19 protein-coding genes are annotated in these 16,413 nt (G+C 72.1%); 6 read left to right on the top strand and 13 right to left on the bottom strand.

The genetic code is table 11. The features are described from left to right. The first annotated feature begins 10 nt into the window (after nucleotides 1-10). Both ACLQ2X_RS19520 and ACLQ2X_RS19525 read left to right on the top strand, forming a co-directional pair. Nucleotides 11-916 (top strand): ABC transporter ATP-binding protein, encoded by a 906-nt coding sequence (locus tag ACLQ2X_RS19520; protein WP_425682531.1) that lies wholly within the window; start codon nucleotides 11-13, stop codon nucleotides 914-916. Beyond that, on the top strand, nucleotides 906-1,616 hold the full coding sequence (locus ACLQ2X_RS19525; protein ID WP_425682479.1) for an ABC transporter ATP-binding protein: 711 nt from the start codon (nucleotides 906-908) through the stop codon (nucleotides 1,614-1,616). The genes ACLQ2X_RS19520 and ACLQ2X_RS19525 overlap by 11 nt, the downstream gene beginning before the upstream one ends. Before the next feature lie 13 nt (nucleotides 1,617-1,629). Here the strand turns inward: ACLQ2X_RS19525 and ACLQ2X_RS19530 are convergent, their stop codons facing one another. From ACLQ2X_RS19530 to ACLQ2X_RS19565, 8 genes are all read right to left on the bottom strand, one after another. Beyond that, a complete protein-coding gene (locus ACLQ2X_RS19530; RefSeq protein WP_425682480.1) occupies nucleotides 1,630-2,115 on the bottom strand; it encodes a S26 family signal peptidase in 486 nt (161 codons plus the stop codon). 72 nt (nucleotides 2,116-2,187) lie between these two features. Beyond that, nucleotides 2,188-2,727 (bottom strand): TlpA disulfide reductase family protein, encoded by a 540-nt coding sequence (locus tag ACLQ2X_RS19535; RefSeq protein WP_425682481.1) that lies wholly within the window; start codon nucleotides 2,725-2,727, stop codon nucleotides 2,188-2,190. Between the two features lie 212 nt (nucleotides 2,728-2,939). After that, complete coding sequence (locus ACLQ2X_RS19540) at nucleotides 2,940-3,140, bottom strand: hypothetical protein (protein ID WP_425682482.1); 201 nt, start codon at nucleotides 3,138-3,140, stop codon at nucleotides 2,940-2,942. Nucleotides 3,141-3,232: 92 nt separating this feature from the next. After that, a complete protein-coding gene (locus ACLQ2X_RS19545; protein WP_425682483.1) occupies nucleotides 3,233-3,427 on the bottom strand; it encodes a hypothetical protein in 195 nt (64 codons plus the stop codon). 81 nt (nucleotides 3,428-3,508) lie between these two features. Then, nucleotides 3,509-3,700 carry a hypothetical protein gene (locus ACLQ2X_RS19550; protein WP_425682484.1) on the bottom strand — a complete coding sequence of 64 codons (192 nt, stop codon included), beginning with the start codon at nucleotides 3,698-3,700 and terminating at the stop codon, nucleotides 3,509-3,511. Between the two features lie 86 nt (nucleotides 3,701-3,786). Continuing rightward, nucleotides 3,787-4,326, bottom strand: a complete 540-nt coding sequence (locus ACLQ2X_RS19555; protein WP_425682485.1) for a TlpA disulfide reductase family protein — start codon at nucleotides 4,324-4,326, stop codon at nucleotides 3,787-3,789. 434 nt (nucleotides 4,327-4,760) lie between these two features. Continuing rightward, nucleotides 4,761-5,516: a MauE/DoxX family redox-associated membrane protein gene (locus ACLQ2X_RS19560; protein ID WP_425682532.1), complete on the bottom strand. Its 756-nt coding sequence runs from the start codon at nucleotides 5,514-5,516 to the stop codon at nucleotides 4,761-4,763. A gap of 97 nt (nucleotides 5,517-5,613) precedes the next feature. Continuing rightward, on the bottom strand, nucleotides 5,614-5,805 hold the full coding sequence (locus ACLQ2X_RS19565) for a hypothetical protein (protein ID WP_425682486.1): 192 nt from the start codon (nucleotides 5,803-5,805) through the stop codon (nucleotides 5,614-5,616). Nucleotides 5,806-5,890: 85 nt separating this feature from the next. Between ACLQ2X_RS19565 and ACLQ2X_RS19570 the strand changes: the two genes are divergently transcribed. Both ACLQ2X_RS19570 and polA read left to right on the top strand, forming a co-directional pair. Continuing rightward, a complete protein-coding gene (locus ACLQ2X_RS19570; RefSeq protein WP_425682487.1) occupies nucleotides 5,891-7,549 on the top strand; it encodes a BTAD domain-containing putative transcriptional regulator in 1,659 nt (552 codons plus the stop codon). Nucleotides 7,550-7,614: 65 nt separating this feature from the next. After that, the gene (gene polA, locus ACLQ2X_RS19575; protein ID WP_425682488.1) at nucleotides 7,615-10,314 is read left to right on the top strand and encodes a DNA polymerase I; all 2,700 of its coding nucleotides are present in this window, start codon (nucleotides 7,615-7,617) and stop codon (nucleotides 10,312-10,314) included. Nucleotides 10,315-10,396: 82 nt separating this feature from the next. Here polA and ACLQ2X_RS19580 read toward each other — a convergent pair whose 3' ends face one another. The 5 genes from ACLQ2X_RS19580 to ACLQ2X_RS19600 are packed head-to-tail and all read right to left on the bottom strand — an operon-like array spanning nucleotide 10,397 to nucleotide 13,132. Further along, the gene (locus ACLQ2X_RS19580; RefSeq protein WP_425682489.1) at nucleotides 10,397-10,732 is read right to left on the bottom strand and encodes a hypothetical protein; all 336 of its coding nucleotides are present in this window, start codon (nucleotides 10,730-10,732) and stop codon (nucleotides 10,397-10,399) included. Between the two features lie 47 nt (nucleotides 10,733-10,779). Continuing rightward, the gene (locus ACLQ2X_RS19585) at nucleotides 10,780-11,646 is read right to left on the bottom strand and encodes a CPBP family intramembrane glutamic endopeptidase (protein WP_425682490.1); all 867 of its coding nucleotides are present in this window, start codon (nucleotides 11,644-11,646) and stop codon (nucleotides 10,780-10,782) included. Nucleotides 11,647-11,686: 40 nt separating this feature from the next. After that, nucleotides 11,687-12,034, bottom strand: a complete 348-nt coding sequence (locus ACLQ2X_RS19590; RefSeq protein ID WP_425682491.1) for a DUF3140 domain-containing protein — start codon at nucleotides 12,032-12,034, stop codon at nucleotides 11,687-11,689. Next, entirely contained in the window at nucleotides 12,021-12,431 is a 411-nt protein-coding gene (locus tag ACLQ2X_RS19595; RefSeq protein ID WP_425682492.1) for a DUF2945 domain-containing protein, read from the bottom strand. Before ACLQ2X_RS19595 ends, ACLQ2X_RS19590 begins: the two co-directional genes overlap by 14 nt. Next, a complete protein-coding gene (locus ACLQ2X_RS19600) occupies nucleotides 12,329-13,132 on the bottom strand; it encodes a class I SAM-dependent methyltransferase (protein ID WP_425682493.1) in 804 nt (267 codons plus the stop codon). Before ACLQ2X_RS19600 ends, ACLQ2X_RS19595 begins: the two co-directional genes overlap by 103 nt. A gap of 360 nt (nucleotides 13,133-13,492) precedes the next feature. Between ACLQ2X_RS19600 and rpsA the strand changes: the two genes are divergently transcribed. Beyond that, on the top strand, nucleotides 13,493-14,986 hold the full coding sequence (rpsA, locus tag ACLQ2X_RS19605) for a 30S ribosomal protein S1 (protein WP_425682494.1): 1,494 nt from the start codon (nucleotides 13,493-13,495) through the stop codon (nucleotides 14,984-14,986). A gap of 174 nt (nucleotides 14,987-15,160) precedes the next feature. Next, entirely contained in the window at nucleotides 15,161-16,339 is a 1,179-nt protein-coding gene (gene coaE / locus ACLQ2X_RS19610; RefSeq protein ID WP_425682533.1) for a dephospho-CoA kinase, read from the top strand. Nucleotides 16,340-16,413 lie beyond the last annotated feature (74 nt).

The following is a 16,413-nucleotide window of genomic DNA, read 5'->3' on the forward strand; positions in this document are numbered from 1 at the left end:
CGAGATCAAGCTGAGCGGCCCCGTCCCGCGGCAGCGGGAGGTGTTGCTCGACGTCGACCAGGTCACCCTGCGGTTCGGCGGTGTGACCGCGCTGGACAATGTCAGCTTCAGCCTCTACCAGGGTGAGATCCTCGGCCTGATCGGCCCGAACGGTGCCGGCAAGACCACCTGCTTCAACGTGATGACAGGCGTCTACCGGCCGACCTCCGGGGCGGTCCGGTTCGCCGGTCAGCAGGTGACCGGCCGCAAGCCGCACCAGATCAACCGGATGGGCATCGCCCGGACGTTCCAGAACATTCGTCTCTTCCCGGAGATGACGGCGCTGGAGAACGTCATGGTGGGCACCGACTCCCAGCACCACACCAGTGTGGTGGGTGCGCTGTTCCGGCTGTACCGCAAGCGGGTCAAGCCGCACGAGCTGCCGGTGGTCGACTCGACCAACGGTGTGGTGCGGGCCTGGCAGCAGGTGCGCCGGGTCAGCGCGAAGGTGTTCGGCATCTCCCGGCACACGCTCGAGGAGCGGGCCGGCGAGCGTAAGGCGTTGGAGCTGCTGAAGTTCGTGGGCATCGTGGGCCGGGCCAACGAGTTGGCCCGCAACCTGCCCTACGGTGACCAGCGGCGGCTGGAGATCGCCCGCGCGTTGGCCACGGAGCCGAAGCTGCTCTGCCTGGACGAGCCGGCCGCCGGCTTCAACCCGGCGGAGAAGGAGGAACTGCTCCAGCTCATCCGGCGGATCCGCGATCTCGGCTTCACGGTCCTGCTCATCGAGCACGACATGCGGCTGGTCATGGGCGTCACCGACCGGATCGTGGTGCTGGAGTTCGGCAAGAAGATCGCCGACGGGTCTCCGGCGGACGTCCGGGACGACCCGAAGGTGATCGCCGCGTACCTGGGGGAGTCCGCAGATGCTGCTTGAGATCGAGAACCTGACCCTGGCGTACGGGCGGATCGAAGCGTTGCACTCGGTCAGCCTGCACGTCGACGAGGGCGAGATCGTGGCTCTGATCGGCGCGAACGGCGCCGGCAAGACCACCACGATGCGCGGCATCTCCGGGCTGCTGGCGGCCCAGACCGGGTCGATCCGGTTCAACGGTGAGGACATCACCAAGCTGCGTGCCGACCTGCGGGTGGTCCGGGGCATCTGCCAGGCGCCGGAGGGCCGGGGCATCTTCCCCGGTATGACGGTGCTGGAGAACCTCGACATGGGGGCGTACACCCGGCGGGACCACGCCGGCATCGCCGCCGACCTGGAGCGGGTGCTGACCCTGTTCCCGCGGTTGCGGGAGCGGCGTAAGCAGGCCGGCGGCACGCTCTCCGGCGGTGAGCAGCAGATGCTCGCGGTCGGGCGGGCGTTGATGAGCAGGCCGAAGCTGCTGCTGCTGGACGAGCCGTCGATGGGCCTGGCACCCATGGTGATCCGGCAGATCTTCGACATCATCACCGAGATCAACCAGCAGGGCACCACGATCCTCCTGGTGGAGCAGAACGCCCAGCAGGCGCTCTCCCGGGCCCACCGTGGCTACGTGCTGGAGACCGGTCGGATCGTCAAGGAGGGCGCCGGCCAGGACCTGCTGCACGACCCTTCCATCAAGGAGGCGTACCTCGGCGTGGCGTGAGCCATGGGCGGTGTCACGGGCGGTCCGCCGCCCGTGGCACCGCCGTTCCGTTCGTCGCGCCGCGCAGCCGCCGGGGATCGACCACCGCCACCAGCCGCTCGGCCGGCAGGTAGCCGAACATCCGCGAGTCGACGCTGTCGGCCCGGTTGTCACCGAGGAGCACCACCGTCGCCGGAGGCACCAACCGGCCGGGTACGAGCACCGAATCGAGGCCGAGATCAGGGGTGCGGTCACCGGATACCGCCGCGACCCGCTTGATGAGGTACGGCCCCGGGTGCCCGACCGGGTCGCCCGGGCGCGATGGCCGGCGAAACACCACGACGTCGCCCACCTCCACGTGCCAGGTGCCCACCCGGCGGGCCAGCACCCGGTCGCCCGGCAGCAGGGTGGGGCTCATCGACGGGCCGTCCACCGTGACCAGCAGCCACCGACGCCGCCCTCGTCGGACGGCGAGCAGGCCGGCCCCGGCGAGCCCGAGCACAGACCACAACCACCACATCCCGGCCACCCTAGGTCCGGTCCCGGACGGTGACCAGCCCGTCGGCGTCGTCGCGGTGGCTCCCGACCTCGTTCACGCGGCGATCGTCCGGGGCAACCGGTCCAGCCCGACTCCGCTGTCCCGGACGGCGCCGTCGGTGTCGAGCAGGACCCAGGAGGGGAACGCGCCGATGCGGAAGGCGGTGCTGACCGGGCTGGACCCGCTCTCCAGCACCACCCGGGCCACCGGCGTCAGTTCCCGGAGGAAACTGTCGGCCTGCGTCTCGTCGCCCTGGACGACGGCGACGGTGCGGGCCCGGCCACCCGGGCTGTCGGCGGCGTGCCGTACGAAGGTGGGCAGCTGTTCCACACACGCCTCGCAGCTGGTGGAGAAGAACCCGATGAGTGTGGCCGGGTTCGCCCCGTCGTCGAGGACCGCGCCGTCGAGGTCGTGGGCGACGAAGGTGTCCGGCCGCTCGCCGGCGGCGGGAACCGCTCCGGTGAAGTCCGAGCCGGACCCGGACGCCGTGGCGGCGGCGTTTGCCCGTAGCCGGCGGATGACCGCGAAGGTCAGCAGCAGATTGAGCACAGCGATGGCGCCGACCAGGATCAGACCGGCCACGACGTAGATCATTTTGGCTCCTCAGGGTGTCGTCGGCCGCCCGGTTGGCGGCGTCAGCAGGCGACGGTGTCGTCCGTTCGGGACACAAGCAGGCCGAGCGGAGCGCCGGCCGGCACCGCCACCGCGACGGCGGCGACGGCGGGCGTGACCGGGGCGACGCCCAGGGTGCCGGCGGTGAGTCCGTCGGCGACGTGTCCCGGATCAGGTGTCGGTCCGCGCCCAGCTCATCGCCCGGCCCGAAGCACGCGTCCCGGCAGGGCGACCGCCACTGCGGCGCGTGAACGGGCCGGCAGGAAGGCGTACCCGTCCAGGGAGCGCCGGAAGTCGCGGCGGTGCCGGCGGCTGTGCAGCTTGCCGAGGGCGGCGAGCAGGGACACGGTGGCCGGCAGTGATCGGATGCTGAGCAGAAGGGGGATGCGCGGCATCTGCGGGTGATGTGGGGCGCGGGCGGTGTGGGCGGCCCGGCGGCCGGCAGGATCACCGACCGCCGGGGTGCGGCAGGACGCCGCTCGTCCTGTCAGCAGTTGTTGGCGGTAAGACGACACACGGTGCAGGAACCGCTGTTGACGCAGCACTGCTTGGTGTAGCGGCTTCGGCCGTTGCAGTAGCAGGTGTACGTCCGCAGCGTTCCGCACGGCTCAGCCTTCGCGCTGACCGTCGGGGCCACCATGCCGAGCAGGCGGTCCCCCAGCGCGTTGAGTGTCTTTCTCATCCAATCCTCCTCTCAGATGTTGATGCCGATCGTCAGGTAGCGCTCTGGACGGCCACTGGAAAACGAATGGACGACCAGGTGTCATTTCAGATCCTCGGGCCGCTGCGCGTGCGACGCGGGGGCGAGGAACTCGCCGCCGGGCCGCCGCAACGCCGGGCGGTGCTGGCTCTGCTGGCGCTCGCCGCCGGGCAGCCGATGAAACGCGACGAACTCTGCACGGCGCTCTGGCCGGTCCAGCCGCCGACGGCGGCGTCGCACGTCCTCCATACTCATGCCGCGAGGCCGGGGGGCGGCGCCCACCGGCCAGCCGGAGCGCGGCGATCGCCGTACTGAGGCTCGTCCGTGGCTCCCGACGTCGTTCACGCGGCGATGGTCCGGGGCAGCCGGTCCAATCCGACTCCGCTGTCCCGGACGGCGCCGTCGGTGTCGAGCAGGACCCAGGAGGGGAACGCGCCGATGCGGAAGGCGGTGCTGACCGGGCTGGACCCGCTCTCCAGCACCACCCGGGCCACCGGCGTCAGTTCCCGGAGGAAACTGTCGGCCTGCGTCTCGTCGCCCTGGACGACGGCGACGGTGCGGGCCCGGCCACCCGGGCTGTCGGCGGCGTGCCGTACGAAGGTGGGCAGCTGTTCCACACACGCCTCGCAGCCGGTGGAGAAGAAACCGACGAGTGTCGCCGGGTTCGCCTCGTCGTCGAGGACCGCGCCGTCGAGGTCGCGGGCGACGAAGGTGTCCGGCCGCTCGCCGGCGGCGGGAACCGCTCCGGTGAAGTCCGAGCCGGACCCGGACGCCGTGGCGGCGGCGTTCGCCCGGAGCCGGCGGATGACCGCGAAAGTCAGCAGCAGATTGAGCACAGTGATGGTGCCGACCAGGATCAGACCGGCCACGACGTAGATCATTTTGGCTCCTCAGGGTGTCGTCGGCCGCCCGGAAGTCGCGGTGGTGCCGGAAGTCGCGGTGGTGCCGGAAGTCGCGGTGGTGCCGGAAGTCGCGGTGGTGCCGGCGGGTGCGTAGCTTGCCGAGGTCGGCGGGTAGGAACACGGTGACCAGCAGTGATCGGATGCCGAGCAGGAGTGGGGATGCGCGGCATCTACGGGTGGCGGGGGCCTGGGCGGTGTGGGGCACCCCGGCGGCCGGCAGGATCACCGACCGCCGGGGTGCGGCAGGACGCCGCTCGTCCCATCAACCGGCCGACGTGCCCACCGCCGGCTACACGGTGCAGTGGCCGACGGAGCGGCACGGGTAGCAGGCGCCGCTGGACTGGCAGCACTGCTTCGTGTAGCGGATTCCGCGCAGGCAGTAGCAGTGCTTCGCCACCAGCGGTCCGCACGGCTCAGCCTTCGCGCTGACCGTCGGGGCCATCATGCCGAGCAGGCGGTCCCCCAGCGCGTTGAGTGTCCTTCTCATCTAATCCTCCTCTCAGATGTTGATGCCGATCCTCAGGTAGCGCTCTGGACGGCCGGTGGAAAACGAATGGACGACTATCGTGGTCACCGATGCGATGCTCGCGCCGAGCGGGGAACGGATGAGCGTGCAACCGGTCGCGGAAGTCGGGGTTCTCCAACTCCCGCAGGCCGGTCATCCGGTTGAGCGCGGTGTGGAGCCTGGACTGGGCCGCCACCGCCGCCTCGCGGTCCCGGTTCTCCTCCACGTACCGGGTGAGGCGGGGCAGGGTCGCGATGCCGACCCCGGCGGTGGCCAGGCCGAGGGCGAGGCCGACGAGCGGCCCCCCGGCGACGTGGTCACTCGCCAGCCGGCCCAGTACCAGCGGGCCGAAGCAGGCGCACCGGACCGCCTGGCCGTGGGTCACCGCCCAGGCGGTACCGGCGGTGAGGCAGGTCAGCAGGACGGTGGCGGCGAGCAGCCCGGGCCGGGCCGATCGGGGTACGACGAGCAGCCCGGCCACGACCAGCTCGGCCACCGGCAGGGCGACCGCCACCGCGGCGCGGGAACGGGCCGGCAGGAAGGCGTACCCGTCCAGGGCTCGCCGGAAGTCGCGGTGGTGCCGGCGGCTGCGCAGCTTGCCGACGGCGGCGAGCAGGAACACGGTGGCCAGCAGGGACCGGATGCCGAGCAGAGGTAGGGACAGGCGGCACCTCCGGGTGACGTGGGGGGCGGGCGGCGGAGGGCGGCCCGACGGCCGGCGGGATCACCGGCCGTCGGGTGCGGCGACGCCGCTCGCTACGTCAGCACTCGCTGACGACACGACACGGGTAGCAGGAACCGCTGTACATGCAGCAGTTCTTCGCGTAGCGCTTGCCGCCGGCGCAGTAGCAGAGCTTCGACACCAGCGGACCGCACGGCTCAGCCTTCGCGCTGACCGTCGGGGCCACCATGTCGAGCAGGCGGTCCCCCAGCGCATTGAGCGTCTTCCTCATCCAATCCTCCTCTCAGATGTTGATGTCGATCATCACGGAGCGCTCTGGACGATCACTGGAGAGTGGCTGGACGGCTATCATGGTCATGGATGCGATGCTGCCGCCGATCGGGGGACGGATGAGCGTGCAACAGGTCGTGTGTGCCTCGGGCGAGGTCTCACTCCAGCTCCTGGGGCCGTTGCGCCTGCGAAGAGGGAGCGAGGAACTCGCCGCCGGGCCGCCGCAACGCCGGGCGGTGCTCGCCCTGTTGGCGCTCGCCGGCGGGCAGCCGATGACGCGTGACGAACTCTGCGCGGCGCTCTGGCCGGATCGGCCGCCGACGGCGGCGGCGAACGTCCTGCAGACACACGTCAAACACCTGCGGCGGGTGCTGGAGCCGTGGCGGCCCCGCCGGGCCCGCAGCGCCCTGCTGCCGAGCGTCGGGTCGGGGTATGCGTTGCGGGTGCCGCGGACGGCGGTGGACGCGCTGCGGTTCCGCGACCTGGTGGCCGGGGCCCGCGCCGCACGGCTGGCGGGCGACCGGGAGCGGCTGCGACGGGAGGCCGGGGCGGCGTTGCGGCTGTGGCGACGACCGTTGCCCGACGTCCCTGCCCTGGCCGGGCACGTTCGGGTCGCCGTGCTGGTCGCCGAGTGGCGACAGGTGCTCGGCTGGTACTCCGACGAGGTGATCCGGGCCGACCGTGGCGAGGAGGTCCTGACCGCGGTGGAGCAGGACGCCGGCCGGCATCCACTCGACGAGGGGGCCCAGGCCCGACTGGTGCGCCTGTACGGCGCGGTGGGGCGGCGGGCGGACGCGGTGGCCAGCTACCACGTGGCCCGCCGCCGCCTCGGTGAGGAACTCGGGATCGACCCGGGGCCGGAGCTGTCCGACGCGTACCGGGACGTGCTGCGATGTCGCGACTCGGTGACCCGGGTGGCGGCACCGGTTCCGGCGGCCGTGCCGGCGCAACTGCCCCCGCGTCCGGCGGACTTCGTCGGCCGGGCCGCCGAACTGCGCCGACTCGACCTCGCGGTCGCGCCGGTGACCGGCCTCGCCGAGCCGGTTCTGCTGGTGGTCGAAGGGCCGGCCGGAGTGGGCAAGAGCGCACTGGTGCTGCACTGGGCGCAGCGGTCGGTCGACCGCTTCCCGGACGGGCAGCTCTACGCCAACCTCGCCGCCTCCGGTTCCGGGCCGGTCGAGGTGCTGCGCAACTTCCTCCGCGCGCTGGGGCTGCCGGAGGCGGCCGAGCAGACCACCTGCCTGGACGGACTGTCGGCGGCGTACCGGTCGGCGATCGCCGGGCGGCGGCTGCTGATCGTCCTCGACGACGTCTGCGACCCGGCCCAGGTGGCGCCGTTGCTGCCCGGCGGCGGGCCGAGTGTGGTCGCGGTGACCACCCGCGAGCCGATCGGCGGTCCGTTGGTCGTGCACCGGGGAGAGCGGGTGCCGGTGGGCCCGTTGTCGCCGGCCGAGGCCGTCGACCTGGTGGGCAGGCTGAACGCCCGGCAGCGGTGGACGGCGGCGGATCCGGCCCCCGAGGCCGAACCGGTGGTGGGGGAGCCGACGCCCGGCACGGCGGCGGTCATGGCGTATGCCTGGTCGATGCGGGCGCTGCTCAGCCATCACCCGGAACCCGCGTCGGCGCTGGTCGCCGTCGCGGTGGCCGGTGGCCTGCCCCGGGAACGGGCGGCCGGCTGGATCCGTCGGTCGGCCACCGGCCGCGGCGCGGCGCTGCCGTCGCCGAGGCCGTCGCCGCAAGGCTGACCGGTCCGGGCCGGCGGCTGTGGCGCGGGACCGGCCTGTCGGGGGTACGGACTAGAGTCGCTGCCGTGACAGCTACGACGCCACGCCTGCTCCTCGTCGACGGACACTCCCTGGCATACCGGGCGTTCTTCGCCCTGCCGGTGGAGAACTTCTCCACCACCACGGGGCAGCCGACCAACGCCGTCTACGGCTTCACCTCCATGCTGATCAACGTGCTGCGCGACGAGCAGCCGACGCACATCGTGGTCGCGTTCGACGTCTCCCGTCGCTCCTTCCGCACCGAGAGATACTCCGAGTACAAGGCCGGCCGCAGCGAGACCCCGACCGACTTCAAGGGTCAGGTCAGCCTGGTCAAGGAGGTCCTCGCCGCGCTTCGGGTGCCGGTGGTGGAGATGCCGGGCTACGAGGCCGACGACGTGATCGCCACGCTCGCCTGCCAGGCCCGCGACCAGGGCATGGACGTGTTGATCAGCACCGGCGACCGGGACGCGTTCCAGCTCGTCGGCGAGCGGGTCACCGTGCTCTACCCGCGCAAGGGCGTGTCCGACCTGGCCCGGATGGATCCGGCCGCGATCGAGGCGAAGTACGGCGTCACCCCGGACCGCTACCGCGACCTGGCCGCGCTCGTCGGCGAGACCAGCGACAACCTGCCCGGCGTGCCCGGCGTCGGCCCGAAGACCGCCGCCAAGTGGATCAACCTGTACGGCGGCGTCGAGGGCGTGGTGGCCCGGGCCGACGAGATCAAGGGCAAGGCCGGCGACAGCCTGCGCGAGCGGCTGGCCGACGTGATCCGCAACTACGAGATCAACTGCCTGGTCTCCGACCTGGAGCTGCCGGTGCGCCCGGAGGACGCCCGCTGGCAGGGCTGGGACCGCGAGGCCGTGCACCAGGTCTTCGACACGCTCCAGTTCCGCATCCTGCGCGACCGGCTCTACCAATACCTGGAGGCCGTCGAGCCGGAGGCCGAGGCCGGCTTCGACCTGGCCGGCGAGGTGCTCAGCGAGCCGGGCGCGGTCGCCGGCTGGCTGGGCACGTACGCCCCGGCGGGCACCACGGTCGGCCTGGCGGCCGCCCTGGACACCGGCCCGAACCGCCGGCACACCGCCACCGTGACCGGGATGGCGCTGGCCACCGCCGACGGCGCGGCGGCCTGGTTCGACCCGAGCCTGCTGGGCGCCGACGACGAGGCCGCGCTGGCCGGCTGGCTGGCCGACGCCGGCCGCCCGAAGGTGCTGCACGACAGCAAGCCGGCGGTGCTGGCGTTCGCCGCGCACGGCTGGGAGCTGCACGGCATCGTCCGTGACACCCAGATCGCCGCCTACCTGGCCCGCCCCGACCAGCGTTCCTACGACCTCACCGACCTGGCCCTGCGTTACCTGCACCGGGAGTTGCGCGTCGACGCGCCGGAGACCGGCCAGCTCACCCTGGACGGCTTCGGCGACGACCGCGCGGTCGAGCAGAACCTCATGCTCCAGGCCCGGGCCACCCTCGACCTGGCCGAGGCGATCGACGCCGAGCTGTCCCGCGACGGTGAGCAGTCCGCCCGGCTGATGGCCGACGTGGAGCTGCCGCTGATGCGGGTGCTCGCCGCCATGGAACGCACCGGCATCGCCGCCGACACCGACTACCTCTCCGAGTTGGAGGCGCACTTCGCCGCCGAGGTGAAGGCCGCCGCGCAGGGTGCGTACGCGGTGGTCGGGCGGGAGTTCAACCTGGGCTCGCCGAAGCAGTTGCAGGAGATCCTGTTCACCGAGCTGGAACTGCCCAAGACCAAGAAGATCAAGACCGGTTACACCACCGACGCGGACGCGTTGCAGTGGCTCTACGCGCAGACCGAGCACCCGCTGCTGCACCACCTGCTGCGCCACCGCGACGTGGCCAAGCTCAAGTCGACGGTCGACGGACTGCTCAAGTCGGTCTCCGACGACGCCCGGATCCACACCACGTTCAACCAGACGGTGGCGGCGACCGGGCGGCTCTCGTCGACCGAGCCGAACCTGCAGAACATCCCGATCCGCACCGAGGAGGGGCGGCGGATCCGGCGGGCGTTCGTCGTCGGCGAGGGCTACGAGTGCCTGCTCACCGCCGACTACAGCCAGATCGAGATGCGGATCATGGCGCACCTGTCCGGTGACGAGGCGCTGATCGAGGCGTTCAACTCCGGGCACGACTTCCACGCCGCGACCGCCTCCTCGGTCTTCACCGTCGAGGTCGGTGAGGTCACCGCCGACCAGCGCCGCAAGATCAAGGCGATGAACTACGGCCTGGCGTACGGGCTGAGCGCGTTCGGCCTCTCCCAGCAGCTCGGCATCACCGCCGAGGAGGCGCGCGGGCTGATGGAGAACTACTTCGCCGGGTTCGGCGGGGTCCGCGACTACCTCCAGGAGGTGGTGGCCCGGGCCCGGCAGGACGGCTACACCTCCACCATCCTGGGTCGCCGCCGCTACCTGCCCGACCTGGTCAGCGACAACCGGCAGCGCCGGGAGATGGCCGAGCGGATGGCGCTCAACGCCCCGATCCAGGGCTCGGCCGCCGACATCATCAAGGTCGCCATGCTGCACGTCGACAGTGCGCTGCGCGCGGCCGGGCTGCGTTCCCGGATGCTGTTGCAGGTGCACGACGAGCTGGTCTTCGAGGTCGCCCCGGGGGAGCGGGAGGCCCTTGAGGCGTTGGTGCGTAAGGAGATGGGCGAGGCGTACCCGCTGTCGGTGCCGCTGGAGGTGTCGGTGGGCGAGGGCCGCGACTGGAACAGCGCCGACCACTAGTCGTTCTTGCCCGCGCCCATCGCCATACTTATAGTGGTCGATATTGATCGACTCCTGAAGGGTGGACGGCGATGGGTGTACCTCAGATGGTGAACCGGGTGGCGGCGGCCGGTTTGTTGGCCGCCGTGGCGACCCTCGCTCCCGCCACGGCGGCGCAGGCGGCCCCGACCGGGTGCAGCGCCTGGTCCTCGGCCGGCGTCGGGTACGCGTCCTGCACGGGCGGCACCGGCACCGTCTGGGTGACAGTCCACTGCATGACCAACTGGGGAGACGAGTGGACCCGCTCGGGCCCCAGAGTGGCGGTCGGCCAGGTGTCCACGGCGGTCTGCTCGTTGCCGAAGTGGTCGTTGCAGGAGGCGTGGTACTCGACGGCTGGCTGAGCCGTGGCGGCTCCGGGCGGCGGCCGCCGCCCGGTCACCGCTGAGGGGATGGTGGCCCGGCTGATGCCGGGGTCGAGCGGGCCGGTCAGAGACCGAGCAGCGTGGGCATCGCGTTGAGCGCGCCGTGCACCACCAGCAGCGGCCACATCCGGCGGTACCGGGACCACAGGTAGCCGAGGAAGAGCCCGAGCACCCCGTGGTTGACCAGCACCGTGGCCAGGTCGACGCCGGGCCGTCCGGTGCCCTGGATGGCCACGTGCCAGACCGCCCACACCAGCGACGCGAGCACGATCGCAGGCCAGCGTCCCAGCAGCGACTCCCACCGGGTCTGCAGCCACCGCCGGTAGAAGACCTCCTCGAGCAGCGCGTTCACCGCGAAGGCCACCAGCAGCGTGACCACCAGCTCGACCGGCGTGACGGTCCGCCCCCAGTCGCTGGCCGGCACGGCCAGCGGCGTCGCGTAGCTGAGCGCCAGCCACACCGCCACCGGCAGCGCCGGACCCCACCGGTGGGCGGCGTCCGCCGGGGCCGGCGCCGGTCGCCACCGCGGCGGCCGGCGGCGCGCGGCCAGGAACACCACAAGGGGAACGCCGAGCAGCAGCGCGAGCTTCAGCAGCGTGTACGCGGGTTCGCCGCCCAGCAGCGGCATGACGGCGGCGAACGCGATCCCGGCCAGCAGCAGCGGGACCGCCTCGCGGTGCGGTGCCACCGGGTCGGGCCACCTCGGGTCGGGCGCGGGTGGGATCAGGCGGATCAGCACGATCCCGGCCAGCGCCGGGATCCAGCGGCTCCACATCGGTACGGTGCCGTCGTGGTCGGCGCTGTACCGGACACCTGTGTTCCCGGTCGCCACCAGGACGGTCGCCGCGACGGCGATGAGCCCGAGGCCCGCCAGGAGGACCACCCGTCCGGTGCGGGGATGACGGCCGGCGGTCGAGAAGTCTGTCGTCATCGCCCGCACGGTACCAACGTGGGGCGAACGACCGGCCGGCTCAGCTCTTGAGCGGGTCGTGACCCCAGTTCATCAGCGACCAGCGCCACCTCGTGTCGCGGACGTCCCCCGAGGGGCGTTGAGCCAGGTGGCGGTGGACGTATCCGATCACCTTGCGCATGTGCTTGTAGTCGGCGGCGGTGAGGTCGGCGCGCTTGTGGCGCAGCAGGCCGACGATCCGGCGGCCGGAGTCGTGCCCGACCGACTCGCCGCCCTGGGTGCCCTTCTTGTGCCAGCCGACGTGCTTGGACTCGTCGGTCTCCAGCCAGCGGGACAGCTCGCCGGGCTTCATGTTCACCGCGTCGGTGAACTCCCGGTACGTCTGCTGCGGGTCCTCAGCGCGACCCATGGCGCAGTACCTCCGGTCGGTGGGCGACGTCGCGGCCCGAGTCGTCGTTGGTGATCCGGTACTGGGGCTGCTCCGGGGAGGCGTTCACGGTGTGCCCGCGGACGTGGGCGCGCTCGGTCAGCTTCTCCTTGACGCCCCGTACGCCCGGCCGCTGTGGCTGGCCCAGGAGACGTGGTCGCCGGCGCGGAACTCCTTCTCGGCCATGCCGCCCGGTTACCCGCGGCCGATACCGAGTAACGGCGTCGTCAGGGCCGGATCTTTGCGATCGGCAGCTTGACCGCGAAGGGGAACCGGTCAGTTCGTCGGCTTCTCGGCCACGAAGATCGCGGTGCCGGGGAACAGCCGGCCGCGCAGCGGGCTCCACTGGCCCCAGATCCCCTCGTGCCCGGCCGGCCACTCCGGCTCGACCAGGTCGAGCAGGCGGAAGCCGGCGCCGACCAGCTCCCGGATCCGGTCGCCGAGCGTGCGGTGCTGCTCGACGTACGTGGCCACACCCCGCTCGTCCTGCTCGACGTAGGGGGAGCGGTCGAAGTACGAGTGCACCGCGGTCAGCCCACCCTCGCCCGGGTCGTCGAGGAAGATCCAGCGCATCGGGTGGGTGACGGAGAAGACCCACCGGCCGCCGGGGCGCAGCACCCGGGCCACCTCGCGCATCGCCGCCGCCGAGTCGTCCACGAACGGGATCGCCCCGAACGCGGTGCAGACGGTGTCGAAGGCGGCGTCGGCGAACGGCAGCGCGAGCGCGTCGGCCTGCACCAGCGGTACGCGTACCCCGGTGCGCCCGGCGGCCTCGGCGGCGTGGCGCAACATGCCGGCGGACAGGTCGAGCGCGACCGGGCGGGCGCCCCGGGTGGCGAGCCAGCGGGCGGCGGCGGCCGCGCCGGCGCCGAGTTCGAGGATCCGCGCGCCGGTCGGGTCGCCGAGCAGTCGGGCGTCTGCCTCGCGCAGTCCTTCCGGGCACCAGACGAAGTCGACCTCGCCGAGGAAGGCGCCGTGCTCGGCCTGGTACGCGTCGGCGTCGGTGTCCCACCAGCCCTGGTTGGCGCGGCGGATGTCACCGGCGTCGACCCGTCGCCGGGTCACCCTGTCGTCGTCCACGGCGTCCACGCTAGGCCCGGGCGGGCCCGGGGGCGTGGTCCGGTGGGCGTGTCGCTGTGGGACGCATGTGACGGACGAGACAGCTGTGGCACCTTACCGCGCGAAATCTCCGCTTTCGCAGCCGGTGAGATCGCGTCGACCCGGGAGGGCTTGCACGCTGTGGTAATGCAGCGGGTAGGCTAGACGATGCGCTCGCGGATCGTGTGCCTCGGCAGGGAGCAGGTGCGCGGTCACCGGAGCCACTAATGATCTTCTCGCGTCGATCGTTCGGTGTGCCCGGCGACGGATCCGTTGGCGCGGAAGAGTCACCGCGACACCCATGCCCGCTGTGACACCCATCCGACCGGAGCAACCGCCCACATGACGAGCAGCATCGAGGCCACCTCGAGCGCCAACAAGGTCACCCACGACGACCTCGGCTCTGAGGAAGCTTTCCTCGCCGCGATCGACGAGACCATCAAGTACTTCAACGACGGCGACATTGTCGAAGGCACCGTCGTCAAGGTCGATCGGGACGAGGTCCTGCTCGACATCGGCTACAAGACCGAGGGCGTGATCCCCTCTCGGGAGCTGTCGATCAAGCACGACGTGGACCCGGCCGAGGTGGTTTCGGTCGGCGACCACATCGAGGCCCTCGTCCTCCAGAAGGAGGACAAGGAGGGTCGGCTGATCCTCTCCAAGAAGCGGGCGCAGTACGAGCGGGCCTGGGGCACGATCGAGAAGATCAAGGACGAGGACGGCGTCGTCCGCGGCTCGGTCATCGAGGTCGTCAAGGGTGGTCTCATCCTCGACATCGGCCTGCGCGGCTTCCTGCCCGCGTCGCTTGTCGAGATGCGGCGGGTGCGTGACCTGCAGCCGTACGTCGGCCGCGAGCTGGAAGCCAAGATCATCGAGCTGGACAAGAACCGCAACAACGTGGTTCTGTCCCGCCGGGCCTGGCTGGAGCAGACGCAGTCCGAGGTGCGCACCGAGTTCCTCAACAAGCTGCAGAAGGGACAGGTCCGCAAGGGCGTCGTCTCCTCGATCGTCAACTTCGGCGCGTTCGTCGACCTGGGTGGCGTGGACGGCCTCGTGCACGTCTCCGAGCTGTCCTGGAAGCACATCGACCACCCGTCCGAGGTCGTCGAGGTGGGCCAGGAGGTCGAGGTCGAGGTCCTGGACGTCGACCTGGACCGCGAGCGGGTCTCGCTGTCGCTGAAGGCGACCCAGGAGGACCCGTGGCGTCAGTTCGCCCGCACCCACGCGATCCAGCAGATCGTGCCGGGTAAGGTCACCAAGCTCGTGCCGTTCGGCGCGTTCGTCCGCGTCGACGACGGCATCGAGGGCCTGGTCCACATCTCCGAGCTGGCCGAGCGCCACGTGGAGATCCCGGAGCAGGTCGTCCAGGTCGGCTCCGAGGTCATGGTCAAGGTCATCGACATCGACCTGGAGCGTCGCCGGATCTCGCTGTCGCTCAAGCAGGCCAACGAGGGCTTCGTCGAGGGCGAGGAGCACTTCGACCCGACCCTCTACGGCATGGCCGCGACCTACGACGAGCAGGGCAACTACATCTACCCGGAGGGCTTCGACCCGGAGACGGGCGAGTGGCTCGAGGGCTACGACAAGCAGCGCGAGACCTGGGAGACGCAGTACGCCGAGGCGCGTCAGCGTTGGGAGGCCCACACCAAGCAGGTGCAGACCTCCCGCGCCGCCGACGCCGAGGCCGCGGCCAACCCGACTCCGGCCCCCACCAGCGGGACCACCACCTCGACCTCGACCTCGGCCCCGAGCCGTCAGGCCGAGGAGCCGGCCGGCACGCTGGCCACCGACGAGGCGCTCGCCGCGCTGCGGGAGAAGCTCGCCGGCGGCAAGTGACCGCTTGACGCCGGCCCGTCCACCCGGACGGACCAGCACTGCCAACGACGACGGGCCCCGTCCCCGCGTTCCGCCTCCGCGGACCGCCGGGGGCGGGGCCCGCCGCCGTTCCCGAGACCCGGCCCGCCGCGGGGCGGGTTTGGCATGCGGATCGGGATCCGGTTGACTGTCCGGGTGCTGAAGGTGGGGCTGACCGGCGGAATCGGATCGGGTAAGAGCGCGGTGGCGAACCGGCTCGCCGCGCTCGGCGCGGTCGTCGTCGACTCCGACCGCATCGCCCGCGAGGTCGTCGCCCCCGGCACCGAAGGGCTGGCCGAGGTGGTTGCCGCCTTCTCCGACAGGGTCCTCGACGCCGACGGGGCGCTGGACCGGGCCGCCCTGGGCGCGTTGGTCTTCGCCGACCCGGCCGCCCGCCGCACGCTGGAAGGGATCACCCACCCCCGGGTGCGGGCGCGCAGCGCCGAGCTTGTCGCCGCCGCCGCGCCCGACGCGGTGGTGGTCAACGACGTGCCGCTGCTTGTCGAGGTGGGGCTGGCCCCCACGTACCACCTTGTGGTGGTGGTGCAGACCGCGGTGGCGACCCGGCTGGACCGGCTCACCCGGGACCGGGGCATGGACCGGGCCGAGGCGGAACGCCGGATCGCCGCGCAGGCCGACGACGCCCGCCGGCGCGCGGTCGCGGATGTGCTGCTCACCAACGACGGAACGCTGCCCGAACTGCACGTCGCGGTGGACCGCCTCTGGCGGCGGCGTCTGCTGCCGTACGAGGGCAATGTCCGCGACCGGCGGGTGGCCCGGCCCGACCCGACGATCCGCACCGGACCCGATCCGACCTGGCCGGAGCAGTACGCCCGGCTGGCGGCCCGGATCCGGCACGCCGTCGGCGGCGACGTCCGGCTCGACCATGTCGGCTCCACCGCCGTTCCGGGGCTGGCCGCCCCGGACGTGATCGACATCCAGCTCACGGTGTCCTCGCTCGCCGAGGCGGACGGGCCGCTCGCCGACCGGCTCGCCGAGGCGGGCTTCCCCCGACTGCCCGGCGACTGGTGGGACGCCCCGCGCCGGCCGGATCCGGTGCGCTGGGCGAAGCGGCTGCACGGCGCCGCCGACCCGGCGCGTCCGGTCCGGCTGCACCTGCGGGTGGCCGACTCGGCCGGCTGGCGGTACGCGCTGCTGGTCCGCGACCACCTGCGCGCCGACCCGGCACGTCGGGCGGACTACCTCCAGGTCAAGCGGGATCTGGCGGCCACGGCGCCGGAGAGGTCGGGGGCGGGCACGCTCCACGACCCGTGGTTCGACGAGGAGCACCTGCGCGCCGAGGAGTGGGCGGCGCGGACCGGCTGGCGGCCCTGAACAATCAGGGGCCCTGCGGCGGTCGGCGGCCCTGAGCTGAGTGGCGGCCCTGAGCAAGTCGGCGCGGCCAGCAG

Origin of the sequence: Micromonospora sp. DT31 (genome assembly GCF_049841795.1) — a bacterium.
In the GTDB taxonomy this organism is placed as follows: Bacteria; Actinomycetota; Actinomycetes; order Mycobacteriales; family Micromonosporaceae; genus Micromonospora.